We start from the raw sequence: 14085 nt of genomic DNA, 5'->3' as shown, positions 1-14085 counted from the left end.
TTCGGTAACTAGGTTGATCTCTGAAGACTACATACGAAGCTTAGCTGCCTGAAAATCAAATTGTAAGACCCTCACTCTCATAACCATGGTATGCATTACTAATGCTGTAGGGGGAGATAAAATGGAAAAAAAGAAAATTAATTATAAAATATTGTTTGAATTATTTATGACTTTTTTTAAGATTTCACCAATTACATTTGGTGGAGGATTTGCAATGATACCTATCATGGAAGAGGAACTAGTAACTAAGAAAAATTGGATAGGTAAAGAAGAGATAGTCGACGTTTTTGCAGTTTCTCAATCTGTACCAGGTGCTATCGCGGTTAATTCCGCTACTTTTGTGGGCTATCAGATAGCTGGTGTCCCGGGTGCACTGGCAGCTTTAGTAGGAATTGTAATACCAACATTTGTTATTATTATAATATTGGGAGCTTTGCTATCTTCCTTTCAGCATAACATCCACGTTCAAGCAGCGTTACAAGGCATAAGGCCTGTTGTAGTGGCATTGATTGCCTCGGCAGCCTACAAAATGAGCAAGGTATCTATTGTTGATAAAATCTGCTTCACACTTTGTACAGTCTGTGTTCTGGTGCTCCTTTTATTTAAAAGTCTGAATTTGATTCTTGTGATCTTCATGGGTGCCTTTTTTGGAATTATGATTGTAAAAGTTAAGGAATTGCAAAATCATGCAGTAGCTCAAAAGAAAGTAAGAGGTGAAAAGTTTTGAATATATTTCTCGATATGTTTATTACTTTTTTCAAACTAGGGCTTGTTAGTTTTGGCGGCGGGTATGCTATGATACCCCTTATCCAGAAAGAGGTGGAGAACCACCATTGGCTTACTATGAGTCAGTTCACAGATATTATTGCTGTTTCTGCGATGGCTCCCGGCCCAATTGCTACCAATACGGCAACTATATTGGGCTACAAGATTGCAGGGTTACTTGGTGCTGCGATCGCCTGTATATCTGTTTCGCTCCCCTCACTACTGCTCATACTTATTATTGGACAACTATTTATAAAATATCAAAATCACCGAATTGTAAAAGCCGCGTTCTATGGGCTAAGACCGACAATTGTAGCAATTATTGCTTATGCAGCAATCAAATTTGCTATTAGTAATGGCATTATTGGAGGGAGTAATTTTATCGACATAAAAAGTTCAATCCTTTTGGTTGTAGCTTTTATCATGTTAATTAAGACAAAATACCATCCAGCATATTTGATTTTGGCCTCGGGGATAATCGGGATCATGATATTTTAGTTGGTGTAATGATAGGATTATTTTATAATAAAACCTGGGGTACCAATATATTGAAAATGCTTTTGAGTATAGTGCTGACAATTATGGTATAATCATGTTAAAATTTTTTGGGACGAGGTATTTAGCATGAATGATTCTAAGTTCAAAGTACTTCTCTACTCCGATGGATCACATCAGGCCTTTTCTGCGGCTGTTTACACGGCTATGCTGTTAGAGGAAATGCCGAATATGCATTTGACTATTATACAAGAACAAGACAGTGATGAAGGTTCACCAGGGATAGAATATAGTTGGAAAGAGTTACGTCCGAAATATAAAAGATATTATTGGGCTTGTTCAACAGAAAAAGAATATCATTGGATAGACACTTGGCCAGCAAGTCCTACCAAACAATGGATGAAAAACGTACTCAACGAGACGCTGGAAGCTAAACAACAGTATGCTGTGATACTTGCCAAAACCAACGAAATATTTGCAAAGCGAAAACTCGATGTTACTCATGAGGTATTATGTTGTAACTCTAGTTTATCAGATCCATCGGACATAGCGGATACAGTGAATGTTATTGTTGATTATGCGACCAAACATACTTTTGAATTAGTAATAATTGGTTCCAGGGGACATTCTGCATTAAAGGGAGTTATCTTTGGCAGTCTGTCGCATGGTGTGCTCGATAAGTCCCCAATACCGGTTTTGTTAATCAAGAAGCTTCCACAAGACCTTATCGATGATTACTTATCAAACACAGAGTCATAAGGATAATTAGTAGTTAACATCTGAGTTGAAAAACATTAAAGCCCCGAAGAGAAACTTTTCTCTTCGGGGCTTTAATGTTTTCAGGAATGAGGAACTCCTCTGAGAATTTTCAAGGGGCAGTGACCAGAGGTTGTTCGGTAAATTCAGGCCATAAAGAGTACTTGATAGGATCAGATATTAGAAGATAAGGCCATAGTATATATTGATTACGAGCATATTTACTTACTATAGACACAATGTGGACGTAATGCTAATCTTTGATTGAGAGAATGATTAATCAATCCACCAAACAAGGAAGCGTAAATCGCGTCAAAACTAGAACCGCCGTGTACTGTTAGTTATCTTTGGTTCTGCTCATAGAAATACAACAAGCTGAGCATATGTCAAATTTAAAACACTAGATGATAAGCATTATTCCAAAGAATTATTTGCGAACTTATTGGTGATGGGTGAACATTTATTCACTTATAGCGGTTTATTAGCAGTTATAAAAAATGAATGTGAAAGGGGTAATTATTATGACTGATTTCACTAATTTTAATGTGCTTCTCTATTCCGATGGCACAAAGCAGGCTCTTTCTGCAGCTGTTTACGCTGCTACCTTATTGAAGCATATGCCTAACATGCATTTAACTATTGTACAGATCCAAGAAAAAGATGAAAATATTATGGGCACAAGATATAGTTGGAAAGAGTTACGCCCAAAGCACAAGAGATATTATTGGGGGTGCAATCAAGGGGCAGAACCTAATGGTCTTGATCATTGGCCGGTTGGTCCAAGAACTGGATGGTTAAACCATGTGTCGAACGAATCTGATCTGGAAATCAATAATCAGCATGACGTGGTATTGAGAGAAATAAAAAGTATCTTCTCAAAAAGAGGAATTAACGTTAAGCATCAGATATTATGTTCTAATACCCTTATTTCCGATACATCGGATACAGCAGATTTAATTATTGATTATGCAACTAGAAATTCCTTTGGCTTAATAATTATGGGTGAACGGGAGTATTCGACAGTAAATTGGCTAAATATCGGTAATCTACCACGTGCTGTACAAAACAAATCGATTATACCAGTAGTATTAGTTAAAAAACTTACCCGAGAGTTTGTCGATACTTACTTGCTTGAAAGTACGCAGTCACAGGAAAGAATGAGTAATTTCTCATCATCAAATATGACAAATGGCCGGTCTGAAAATATCTTATTCTAAATATAAGAACATCACGGTTAATTAATAGATTAGAATAAAGCCTTTAAATTAGATTCATAATAAAAAGAGTAGATAAATATGGTGTACACTTTATATCGATAGAATTAAATTTGGCCCCGAAGAGACATGAGCCTCTTGGGGGCTTGTTTATGTTGAGTATGTCCAAATCTTAAATATAATTGCAATTGATTTGAGATTTATAGCTCATATCATTAAAGATTATAATATTGGTTCCAATAATTATAAGTGTTGTCTGAGGAGAGCTTTTTATGCATAGTACCTAATTAATGCTGGACCATTCATACATATACAATAGACGAACCTCTATATAGACGCACTTGCGGTCATTTTACAGTCTTCAGTAAGAAGTCTTCGAGAGTATATGACGGATCGTTACAACTCAAGGTACTTTCGAAAGGTGCCAATTGAATGGAAATAAATTTACAAATACGTATAATTGTGACTTAAAGTGCTAAATCCAACGGTTTAGCCATAGCGTATATTGATTACGAACATATCTTCCTACTATAGACACCGTACTGTCATAATGCTAATCTTTAATTGCAAGCATATGTATCGAGTAAATTTTTTGAATTCAAATTTGGATTTTGTCTAGCCTTCCTTGAATAACAGAGGTGTATAATTGCCAGAGATAAATCTTTGTCCGTAATGCTTTAGTAACTTTATCATGACTGTAGCAGCAATGACAGTAATATTAAAATAGAAAGGTGGAATTCGTTTGCCCAGTTTAGCACTTGATAAAGAAATATCTAGTGTCGAGAAAATGAAGATTAAGAGAGAGACTGGAGAAAAAGAATATCCTATTTGGCTATTATTTAATCCAAAACATCCTGCGATTCGTCACTACATTTGGACACCGGTTTTAGCTGAGATTCAGGACAAAGTCTTCAGGGAACTGCATACTAGGATTAATACGGCTAATATGTATATTAGGAATGTTGTTAGCGATAGTGGAATTGTACCAAATACATTAAATTGGTGGGGAACAGAAGTATCTAATGAAATAGAGTTGTTGAGGGAACTTGTTATAGAACATCAACCAAAGCTATTAATTTCGTTTGGCGCATTTCCTTTTGAATTTGTAAGGCGTGTCTACGAAATTAAACCTGAAAAAGGGCCTAAAGCATGGGGTACATCCAATTTAGGTGATGAATTTGGAAAGGCAATAGAAACCTTTGATATTAACAGAACGAACAGGATTCCCCTACTTCGTCGAGTAGTTGATAGTGGCAAGTTCATAGAAGAGGTTTCAAATTTTAGTCGGGATGACGGAGATCGTTACTTTGAAGAGGTAGACAATTACTTTCATTTTGTGGGAAGTAAAATTGCTGAAAAGATTATTGAGCATAAGGATAGTCTGGATATATGGATTTGAGTAGTCGAAATTTGACTTATGAGAAATAATGAGACTTTTTTACCACAATAAAGTATTAAAACAATCATTTGCACGGAAAGGTGGGATTTTCATTGCGCTTAACAAGATTCAAGTACATTCCATTAATTGGAACTGTTATGAATTACAAAAAAGAGTATGTAAGTAAAGACTTGATTGCCGCATTGACAGGGGCAGTCGTTGCAATTCCACAGTGTATGGCTTACGCCCTGATTGCAGGTCTTAACCCAGTTTATGGTTTATACACAGCAATTGTATCTTCTATTTTCGGTTCAGCATTTGGAAGTTCGAAGCACTTAGTCACAGGTCCGACAAATTCCTCAGCGCTACTCGTAGCAAGCGTGATGACAGGCTATATGGGACATGATAACGCCTATCAAATTCTTTTTCTCTTAACATTTCTAGTTGGTGCCATAAAAATGCTCTTTGGAATCCTTAAGTTCGGTAAGTTAATAACTTACGTGTCTCATACTGTTATTCTTGGTTTTACTACTGGTGCGGGTGGTTTAATCGCACTTGGACAGTTAAATACGTTGCTGAGCATACCCATAAAAAATGCAGCGCAAATGCCAACTACTGAGAAAATATCTTACGTCTTTACACATCTAGGCCAAACCAATTACTATGCTTTGGGACTTGGACTTTTGACTGCCGCAATAATAGTGATTTGTAAAAGGATAAATAAGAATCTTCCTGGTGCGCTAATTGGAATTATCATCCCAATTATAATAATCATCGTTTTCTCTTTAGATAAGCAAGGTGTAAAGCTTACTGGTGATATCCCTACTTCTCTGCCTCCATTTACGATGGTACAGTTCAATTTGAATACTATGCAGAACCTATTAAGCGGGGCTTTATCAATTGCAATTATAGGATGTGTCGAGGCTATATCTAGTGCAAAAGCTATTTCCAATTTGTCCCGACAGAAACTCGATCCTAACCAGGAATTCATCGGACAAGGTATGGCGAATATTGGGTCAGCATTTTTCCAAGGTTTTCCTGGATCTGGTTCCTTTACACGTACGGCGATAAATTACCACAGTGGAGCAGCGACAAGATTTGCGGGAATCTTGTCTGGAGTAATAATGGCCATAGTTCTTTTATTCTTTGCCCCATTCGCAAAGTACATACCAAATGCATGTCTTGCTGGGGTAATGATGGTTACGGCATACAACCTGATTAACACAAAAGAAATCATGAAGGTAGTAAAACTGGGTAAATTTAAATCGGACTCTCTTGCAATGTGGGTAACGTGTTTTGCGACAATTCTATTGCCCAACCTTTCTTATGCAATCTATTTAGGGATTGGACTCTCAATTGCATTGCACCTCAGAGATACAAACAAAGTTCCAGTTAAAATTCTTATTCCATCACAGGGAGAAGAATCCCAAATTATTGAAACAGAAGTTGAAGCAGTCAAGGGAAAAGTTGATATATTAATTATTGAATTACAAGGCAGTCTTTATTTCGGATCGTCAGAGGACCTTGAAGATAAATTAGAAACTCTGGTAGATAAATCTAGAATATTCATTTTAAGAATGAAGCATGTGGCAAGTATTGATATTACATCACTTAATGCATTGAAGATATTTATCAGGTCAGTTAAAGAATCTGGTGGGAGTGTTATTGTGTGTGGTGTAAGGTCAAATATTAACTCAATACTAATGAAAGCAAATTTTGATCAAGATATCGGTGTTGACAACAAATTTATGTTGGCGGAGAATGAAATTTTTGCTACTACCTCTAAAGATTTAGAGAGAGCGAGAGCTGTCTTGAACTGTGAAATCGGTGACGGTGCAGATAAATCGATCTCATGTAATTTACTAGAGTCTGTTGCAAATTTAAAAGGTAGCGCAAATGCTAACAAGAACGTCATTTCGTTCTAGATTATAAGTATCGCTGCTTTCGGAGAGCTTTGTCGTGAGGGAACAACTCAACGAAAGGTTAAAGTTATTAGAAGACGTCTTTATAAGATGATGTGCACTACAACATCTTATAAAGACGTTTTTTCTTTCTCAAAGTGACGAAATGCCTCATAAATAACCAGTTAAGCTTATGAAGAATACGGTATAACTGAGCGTTGGACTATTCGTGAGCTGCTCCGAAAAGAAAAGGTATTTCTTCGGAGCTCATTTTGCTTGAAATTTCAAATTAGCAAAATATTTAATAGCATTTACCATTGATTTAAATCGTAACTATGCTGTATAGATAAGATGATCTGTTTGTAAATAATATATTACCAATGATTATCCATAGCGTAATTTCATTACGAAAATATTGTTCTGTTATAGACATGATTTTAATACAATGCTAATCTAGTTATGCTAAAGCATTGGTCAAAAGATTAGTTTGAGATTAATAGAGGATTGCACAAAACACGCACATACTCTAAGTACTTGTGAAAGGGAGTATTTACATGACTAATTCCAATAAGGTTAAGGTACTTCTTTACTCTGATGGGTCACAGCACTCTTTTTCTGCTGCCATTTATACTGCTGGCCTTGTGAAGAATTTGCCTAATCTAAAGGTAACCGTTGTGCAAGTACAAGAAAACGGCGAGGGTTCAATGATAGGGGCAAAATGCAGAAGGATTGATGAAAAGGACAATTGGCCAGTTAGCCCTATCGCGGACTGGCTTAAACGTTTGATAAATGAATCTAATTCGACAGACAAAAGTGTTTATGATGAGATTACTGATAAAACTAACGGAATATTTTTTGAAAGAGGGCTTAACGTTAATCACCAAGTATTATATTCAGACACGACTATGTCCGATACGGTCGATGTAATTCTTGATTATGCAACAAAAAAATCATTTGAATTTATCATTATTGGTACGCGGAGGCTTAATATCTTAAAACGTTTGATTTCTGGTTGTTTAGCACAAAACATACTTAAAAAATCCACTATACCTGTGTTGTTAATCAAATAGCTCTATAATTTATTGTCTATGTAGTTAAGAAACTCTCTTAAATATTAATTGATAAAAGGTCGAGCTAAATGGCTCAACCTTTTTTGTTGGCTGTCTACTTTTGTATGATAAGAATCGAATGAAACTACTTATAAATGAATTGACTAAAAATTAGTTCCGGAGAGAAATTTAGCTCTTCGGGACTTTACTTATATTTTGAATAATTTATATTTACATGTAGCTCACTTTTTGACGAAAGCGGTTCACTAGTAATCTAGGGAATTTATTATGACTCATAGTAGTTGTATTGTAGATTAAAAGAAGTTGGGAAAAAAATCAGGCAACAAAATGTTTTAGCAATAAATTATTTTAGGGGCCATAAGAATTTAAATTAATGATCTAAAATTATAATGAGTTGTTAGCTATAGATATCATACGGCACTTTAAGTTAGTCTATGATTTTATATTGTTTTGAATTTATAACGAAGCTACTTGGAAAGACACGATTTCAGCCATTTTGAAGGCTCTTGTTTAAAACTCAAAGGTAAACATAGTGTAAGTTAATGCTGCTTGTATAGACTGGAAAAGAGGTGACAGAGCTGCGAGGAATTACAAAAACAACTTGTTTATGCCATATTTGATTAGTGATCAGCAAAGTTAACCATAATTTTTATTCATTACGAGCATATTGTTTTACTATTTACACACTTCGAACATAATGCTACCCTTTAATTGTGAATATAGTCATAAAGGTATTACGAAAAAAGATGCTCAAAAAAAACTTGAAAGTAAAATTCATTCTTACCTCAGTTTGATCTTTCAAAAGAGCACGATTTAGTTAGAATTTTTACTAGCATGCTCCGTCGTTACCTAATTTTTGCAGGTTATTGGTAGCACTATAAATACTACTGAAAACGGGGGGAATTCCTTTGCCAAACTTAGCGAGTAATAAGTATATGTCTAAAGACAAGAAGAACAAGAGAGAGGCGGGTGATAAAGCCTACCCGATTTGGCTACTAATTAATCCGAAACATACTGCTGTTCGCCACAACATTTGGACACCTGTTCTAGCTGAGATTCAGGATAAAGTATATAGAGAAATTCACACAAGGATTGATTCTAGAAATATTTATATCAGGAATGCTGTCAAAGATAGTGCGATTGTTCCTAAAACCTTAAATTGGTGGGGAGCCGAAGTTTCTAAAGAAATAGAGCTGTTTAGGGAAATTGTTTTTGAATATAAACCGAAGATTCTTATTACCTTTGGCGCATTTCCATATGAATTCATGAGACGTGTCTACGAGATCAAACCAGAAAAAGGACCCAAATCTTGGGGTACTGCTATCTTAGGGAATGAGTTTGGTAGATCGATTGAGAACTTTGACATAAATAAAACTAATAAGATTCCTTTACTTCGGCGAGTAGTTACGAGTGGTAAATTTATCGAAGATTACAACGATTTCAGCGAAAATTACTTTCAATATGTTGGATCAAAGATAGCGGATAAACTTATTGAGAACAAGGATAGTTTTAATATTTGGATTGAATAAACAACGCCCAACTCATCAGATGATGTTATGAAATAAAAAAACTTAAGAAAATAAAGGAGTGATGTAGATGGGTAAAAAGATTCAATGTCAATATTATCACTGTGGTACTGGTCGTTTCTGAAAGCTTTAAAACGCAACTATTAGTTTAACCGTAGGAGGTCGAAAGTCATGATCGAAAATCTCATTACTCATGCCGGTACATTATTTACAACAACCAATGTTGCTGTTGCGCAAGCAGCTGGTACACCTGGCGTACCATGGTGGGTATGGCCCCTTGCTTTATTAGTAACAACTTTTCTCATCGGCATTGTAGCTGCGTTAGCTGGAGTAGGTGGTAGCGTTCTCTATGTGCCAATCGTCAGCAGTTTCTTCCCTTTTCATTTGGATTTTATTCGTGGTTCAGGTTTGTTTGTTGCTCTAGCATGTTCGTTGTCTGCAGCCCCTAAACTATTAAAATCGAATTTTGCTAGCCTTCGATTGGTTATTCCATTAGCTTTACTTGCATCTGCATCTAGTATAATAGGTGCGTTATTAGGACTGTCTTTACCGCAAAGTATTCTTAAAACTTTATTAGGTCTTTTAATTACCTCGATAGCAATACTATTTATTTTCTCTAAGAATAGTGAAATTCCTAAAATTGGTCATCCGGATGCATTAGCCCGTTATTTAAATATCGGAGGAGCTTATTTTGAGACTTCTAGCGGTAAAGATGTTACTTGGAGTGTATGGAGACTACCCCAGGGACTTATCCTTTTTTGTGGTATAGGTATAATAGCCGGAATGTTTGGGATCGGTGCAGGCTGGGCTAACGTGCCAGTACTCAACCTTCTCCTAGGCGCACCACTTAAAATTGCAGTTGGAACAAGTATGTCGCTATTGGCCATCACAGACACTTCAGCGGCATGGATTTATTTGAACCAGGGTGCTGTGCTTCCTATCATAACGGTTCCATCTGTTTTAGGAATTATGGCGGGTTCACGAGTCGGAGTTAAGTTATTAAGAACTGCTAAACCAAAATCTATCCGATATATTGTTATACTTATGTTATTGTTCGCTGGATTAAAATCGTTACTAGATGGATTAGGATGGGGGTAAAAATTATGAACAGTCAAACATCTGTTCCAAGTAGTAATTCCAAAAGTTCCATGAATCAACTAAACAATCTTCAAACTAATGTAGAAGTAAGTTCGGAACAGAATACTTATGCTAATATTTTGTTAGTTTGTTCATGGACTGGAATTGCTGTAATGTTAGTTACATTTCTGCTTTACATGGGTGGCTTTAATAATCCAACTGTCAGTCCTTCAGATATGCCGCTTTATTGGGGGATGAGCGTGCATAAGTATGCGCTGGCTACACATGCACCAAGTGGTTGGAATTGGTTGTCAATGATTGGTCATGCTGATTATTTAAACCTGATTGGTTTAGCCTTTCTAGGAATAGTCTCGGTATTAGGTTATTTGTCCCTCTTTGTAGCTTACATGCGTAAAAAGGATTTACCATATATTACAATGGTTAGTTTGGAAATTATCGTAATCGTTTTAGCTGCTTCAGGTATTTTTAATATCTCTGCAGGATAAAAAAGTCGATGTTAGAATAGGCGAATTAATTAATAGCAAGGCATTAAGGATATCCCAAGAATTTCTTGGGTATCCTTAATGCTTTACTTTATTGATAGAAAATTATGTTCCATCTATGTTATACTTATGTTATTAATAGCAATGAAAGAGGTTTTAGAGATGAATGAATTTGAGTTTAATGTACTACTCTACTCCGATGGGTCGCATCAGGCTTTTTCTGCTGCTGTTTACACTGCCACCTTACTTAAAAATATGCCGAATATGCGTTTAACCGTCGTTCAAGTACAAGAACGGGATGAAGGTTCGGAAGGGACAGAATATAATTGGATAGATACTTGGCCGGTTAGCCCTACCTCGGAATGGATTAAACGAGTGACCGATGAATCTGATTTAACTACCAAAAATCATTATCATGAAATACTTACCAAAACTAATGAAATTTTTCAAGAAAGAGGAACGGACGTTAGTCATCATGTGCTATACAGCAATCCAAGTATAACCGATACTGTCGACGCACTGCTTGATTACGCAACTAAAAGATCGTTTAGATTAATAATTATGGGTACACGTGGGCTTACTACTTTAAAAGGCTTGGTTTTTGGTTGTTTAGCACATAATGTACTTAACAGGTCTCCTATACCGGTGTTGTTAGTTAAGAAGCTCCCGCAAGAGTTTATTGACAGTTACTGTAGCTGAGTCGATTCCTAAGTCCATCCCAAAAAAGACTGGTAAACCAATAAGCAAGAGGTTGCCCCAACTTATTTTGGGTCAACCTCTTCAATATTTGTAAATAGAACTTAGAATGCAAATTGATTCTCTTAGATAATAAAAAGGAAGCTCCCCTATAAATAGCTGGAAAGACGCACAAAATAGGTAGTAGATATACATCTGCAACGCTGAAAGATAATTGTATTCTGATCTTGGTTTAGATCTTGAAAGTGGGGATTGTTGCAATTTGACGAATCATGACATTAAGACAAAACTAATTTTTTCAACTTCATTTGACCCTTGGTATAACTTAGCATTGGAAGAGTATCTTTTTAGACATGTCGAGAAAAACCAAGTGATTCTTTATCTGTGGCAAAACCAAAATACAGTTGTCATCGGTAGAAATCAGAACGTATGGAAAGAGTGTCGGTGTGGCCAATTAGCACAGGATGGAGGGAAAATTGCACGTCGCTTGTCTGGAGGGGGAGCGGTTTTCCACGACCTGGGAAATCTTAATTTTACCTTTGTGATGCACCGGGACGAATATGATTTGCACAAACAGCTTAAGGTTATTTTAGAGGGAGTCAGAAAACTCAATATCAACGCCGAATTTTCCGGACGTAATGACTTAACAGTAGAAGGTCGAAAATTTTCTGGTAATGCATTTTATTTCGAGCAGGAAAAAGCCTACCATCACGGTACAATCCTAATCAATGTGGATATTTACAAACTTTCCACGTACCTCCAAGTTTCGAAAGAAAAAATTGCTTCAAAAGGAGTCGATTCTGTTCAATCCAGGGTTGGTAATCTGAGCATGTTTCAACCGGATATAACAATAGCCAAAATGAAGGAAGCATTAATCGAGAGTTTTCTCGAAATTTATGGAGGAAATTCCGAACCTCCAGTCACTGTAAGCGATTCAACCTATAATTTGCAGGATCTTTATGAAAGATATTCTTCATGGGAATGGCTCTACGGAAAAACACCAAATTTCGATATAGTCTACGAAACCCGATTCCCTTGGGGAGGCATCGACCTGGGTCTGACCCTCAAAAATGGGTTAATTGTAGAAGCCAAAATTTATTCCGATGCTATGAACAGTCATCTAATAGAAAAAGTCGCATCAGCGTTGATAAATTGTCCATTCCAGATTGATTATCTGGTCAATCGGATAAACCAGCTGGAAGAGGATCCTGACGATAAAAAAATCTTAGCTGACCTCGTAACATGGCTTCTGAGCAAAGCGAGTGACTAAGTGAACATGTTTTTAATTAATGAACCAGGAAAAATGTGCATAATCATAATATTAGATATCTGAAATCACTCGGCTAGTTCGTGCCTGTTGGTATTTCTCGTAGATTTCCCCCGATATTTGCATGTCTCCGTAAATTCGCCATCCATGTGTTCCTACATATGTTAAAGGAATCTGTTTCATAAAGCCTAGTACGTCTTTCAGAGGGTAACCAAGAAAAATACCTATTTCGTGTGGGAACGCCTTTGATTTAATCTTTCCAAGAACATGATTAAGGTAGCAATTTAGAGAATAAATCTCAGGGTAGTTAAAGGTTCTAAGGAATTCTTGATGGTGTTTTTCTCTCAAAACAGTGTCCAAAGTTGCTTTATGATAGAAAATGACCTGTTGGCGCCCGTTTATTTGTCTGATTTCTCGAAGTCTAAGCTGCTCTTGTTGGGAAAAAAGAGTTTTAAACTCTTCCCAAATCTTTTGGTCATATAGAGAAACGTTTAATAACTCAGAGGGTTTTATTCCTAATACAATGGGTCCGAGATGCTCGACTACTAAATGATAGTTACTACTGGGAGGCTTATCTTTAGCCCAGCAAACGAGTGTTCTTAAATAGTTAGTGATCATAGGGGACAGTTCAGTTTTCAAATCATTACTCCTTGTTTGCAACTTGATTATTCTTTTGGGGTTACCCTTATCTTTACCAAATTGGTTTCAGACTATTAGCAGAATAACAGGAGGGGTATTTGAATAAAAAATCAGTACCTAAACAATTGAGAATATTCGAATTAATCATCACAAACAATTTGTTACATGCTCATTTGCGGCCATAAACAATAGGAGATTTGTACTATGAACTGTTGAGATTGTCTAACGTGAAGAAGGAATGTAACGACCAAACGCTGAGAGTGTTGCTTCGTTACATTGTAACTGAAGTAATGGGTTGTGTTTTTTAAAAATCAGGATATTTTAAATTGGCCTCGAAGAGAAATATTTCACTTCGGGGCCCTTAACATGTTCTTTTTTGAAAACGTCTGAAATATAGAGCAAAAATTATGAGCTTTGAAGCAAAATATTGAGTACTTGTATCAACACAAAAAGTAGTTCATATCGATAAAATAAAAAATGACAATAACGGGCCAGTTTGTTAAGTCTCGAGCGAATTGAGGTATCAATAGGAAAACTATATTAACAACTTAGTACCTACATATGCATCTATCGAAGAATCTTGTTCATTTAAAGACATCCAATAAAATGGAATTGAAAACCGGAAGTACTTGATGTATTTTATGCAATTTACTCTTGGAGATAGGCGTATAGAAATATCCTGATGCCGGAAATCCAGGCAATAAATGTACCGCGAGATAAGGTGTCCCACTCTTTGCGGATACAATAGGATACCCTCTATAAAGTAAAGTGAATTATTGTTTTATAGAAGGTAGCAAG

The 14085-nt window shown here is 36.2% G+C and carries 13 protein-coding genes; 12 read left to right on the top strand and 1 reads right to left on the bottom strand.

Features of this window, described 5'->3' with window-relative positions; genetic code table 11:
* Positions 1–121: 121 nt before the first annotated feature.
* From DSBG_RS20105 to lplA, 12 genes are all read left to right on the top strand, one after another.
* Positions 122–727, top strand: a complete 606-nt coding sequence (locus tag DSBG_RS20105) for a chromate transporter (RefSeq protein WP_068966593.1) — start codon at positions 122–124, stop codon at positions 725–727.
* Positions 724–1263: a chromate transporter gene (locus DSBG_RS20100; protein WP_083236996.1), complete on the top strand. Its 540-nt coding sequence runs from the start codon at positions 724–726 to the stop codon at positions 1261–1263. The genes DSBG_RS20105 and DSBG_RS20100 overlap by 4 nt, the downstream gene beginning before the upstream one ends.
* Before the next feature lie 126 nt (positions 1264–1389).
* The gene (locus DSBG_RS20095; protein ID WP_068966591.1) at positions 1390–2019 is read left to right on the top strand and encodes a universal stress protein; all 630 of its coding nucleotides are present in this window, start codon (positions 1390–1392) and stop codon (positions 2017–2019) included.
* A gap of 518 nt (positions 2020–2537) precedes the next feature.
* Positions 2538–3233 (top strand): universal stress protein, encoded by a 696-nt coding sequence (locus DSBG_RS20090; RefSeq protein WP_068966589.1) that lies wholly within the window; start codon positions 2538–2540, stop codon positions 3231–3233.
* Positions 3234–3972: 739 nt separating this feature from the next.
* Positions 3973–4629 carry a hypothetical protein gene (locus DSBG_RS20085; RefSeq protein ID WP_068966587.1) on the top strand — a complete coding sequence of 219 codons (657 nt, stop codon included), beginning with the start codon at positions 3973–3975 and terminating at the stop codon, positions 4627–4629.
* A 137-nt stretch (positions 4630–4766) separates the two neighbouring features.
* Entirely contained in the window at positions 4767–6533 is a 1767-nt protein-coding gene (locus DSBG_RS20080) for a SulP family inorganic anion transporter (RefSeq protein ID WP_083236997.1), read from the top strand.
* Between the two features lie 530 nt (positions 6534–7063).
* The gene (locus DSBG_RS20075; protein WP_068966583.1) at positions 7064–7579 is read left to right on the top strand and encodes a universal stress protein; all 516 of its coding nucleotides are present in this window, start codon (positions 7064–7066) and stop codon (positions 7577–7579) included.
* A gap of 908 nt (positions 7580–8487) precedes the next feature.
* Entirely contained in the window at positions 8488–9108 is a 621-nt protein-coding gene (locus DSBG_RS20070; protein WP_009618422.1) for a hypothetical protein, read from the top strand.
* A gap of 168 nt (positions 9109–9276) precedes the next feature.
* Positions 9277–10203 (top strand): sulfite exporter TauE/SafE family protein, encoded by a 927-nt coding sequence (locus DSBG_RS20065; RefSeq protein WP_068966581.1) that lies wholly within the window; start codon positions 9277–9279, stop codon positions 10201–10203.
* A gap of 5 nt (positions 10204–10208) precedes the next feature.
* Positions 10209–10688, top strand: a complete 480-nt coding sequence (locus DSBG_RS20060; protein WP_068966579.1) for a DUF1634 domain-containing protein — start codon at positions 10209–10211, stop codon at positions 10686–10688.
* 159 nt (positions 10689–10847) lie between these two features.
* Positions 10848–11384: a universal stress protein gene (locus DSBG_RS20055; protein ID WP_068966577.1), complete on the top strand. Its 537-nt coding sequence runs from the start codon at positions 10848–10850 to the stop codon at positions 11382–11384.
* Positions 11385–11643: 259 nt separating this feature from the next.
* Positions 11644–12651, top strand: coding sequence for a lipoate--protein ligase (gene lplA, locus DSBG_RS20050; RefSeq protein WP_068966575.1), 1008 nt, complete (start codon positions 11644–11646; stop codon positions 12649–12651).
* A gap of 51 nt (positions 12652–12702) precedes the next feature.
* On the opposite strand, the gene DSBG_RS20045 is transcribed toward lplA, so the two are convergent.
* Positions 12703–13287, bottom strand: coding sequence for a DUF3793 family protein (locus DSBG_RS20045; protein WP_068966572.1), 585 nt, complete (start codon positions 13285–13287; stop codon positions 12703–12705).
* Positions 13288–14085 lie beyond the last annotated feature (798 nt).

The sequence above is a fragment of the Desulfosporosinus cupriresistens genome (assembly GCF_001707885.1).
Lineage (GTDB): Bacteria > Bacillota > Desulfitobacteriia > Desulfitobacteriales > Desulfitobacteriaceae > Desulfosporosinus.
This window is presented reverse-complemented; position numbering and strand designations above follow the sequence as displayed.